At 43.0% G+C, this 1,136-nt stretch carries 1 pseudogene; it reads left to right on the plus strand.

The features are described 5' to 3' along the window. Nucleotides 1–130: 130 nt before the first annotated feature. Nucleotides 131–1,136, plus strand: a pseudogene (locus AB4583_RS21405) (ISAs1 family transposase); the annotation flags it as partial.

The following is a 1,136-nucleotide window of genomic DNA, read 5'->3' on the forward strand; positions in this document are numbered from 1 at the left end:
GACCATCAAATTTTCAAATGCTGTTGTTTATTCAGCATTCTTGCTCACAGAATTGAGACTGTAAAAAGGATCAGGTTGTTGATCATTTTGAGTGTTGTTTAATAGATCCATTCCCCAATGGAGCTATGAAATGACCAAACAACTCATGCCATTTACACACTTTACGGCTATCAAAGATTATCGTCAGTCTGCAAAAGTAGAACATAAATTATCAGATATCATCTTACTGACAATCTGTGCAGTTTTATCGGGCCAAGACACTTGGGAAGGCATTAGCGACTTTGGAAAATTGAGGGTAGATTTTCTGAAGGAGTACGGAGATTTTGAGCAAGGTATTCCATCGGCTGATACGATAGCTCGCGTTTTGGGTATGGTAAATCCGAATGCAATGCAACGAGCGTTTATAGAATGGATGAATGCCTGTCATGATGTAACGCAAGGGTGAAGTGATTGCGATAGATGGCAAAACGGTCCGAGGCTCCTATGACAAATCTAAAGGTCGTTCTGTGATACATATGGTCAATGCCTTTGCTACCGCAAATGGTGTTTGGCTTGCGCAAGCCAAGGTAAATGAAAAGACAAACGAAATCACGGAGATCCCTAAGTTACTGGAAAAAATTAAATATTTCAGGTTGCTTGGTCACGATAGACGCGATGGGGTGCCAACGAAAAATAGCGAAAAAGATCGTTGATAAGAATGCGGATTACCTGCTAGCAGTGAAAGGAAATCAAGGCAGTTTAGAGGAGGCGTTCAATGCCTATTACCGTCCGTCGATGATACAAGTTTTTGATGGTGACAGCTATGTAAGCCAAGAGACATCTCATGGTCGACAAGAGACGCGCTGTGCTTTGGTTAATACAGACTTATCAGTCTTAGGGGACCTTGCTTACGAGTGGCCAGAGTTAAAATCGATAGGGATAATGGTATGCCTTCGGCAAATCGGTGAAGTGGCTAACCCTGAAGAACTGTCGGTACGCTATTATATCAGTTCAAAAGAGCTGAAAGCTGAAGAATTGCATAATGCTACGCGTGCGCACTGGGGTGTTGAAGTGATGCATTGGCAGCTCGATGTTGGGTTTCATGAGGATGCGTGCCGGATAAGAGTTGATGATCGAGCAGAGGCTTTTTCGAGGAT

It is taken from the genome of Vibrio sp. 10N.222.49.C12 (assembly GCF_041475025.1).
Classification (GTDB): domain Bacteria; phylum Pseudomonadota; class Gammaproteobacteria; order Enterobacterales; family Vibrionaceae; genus Vibrio; species Vibrio crassostreae_C.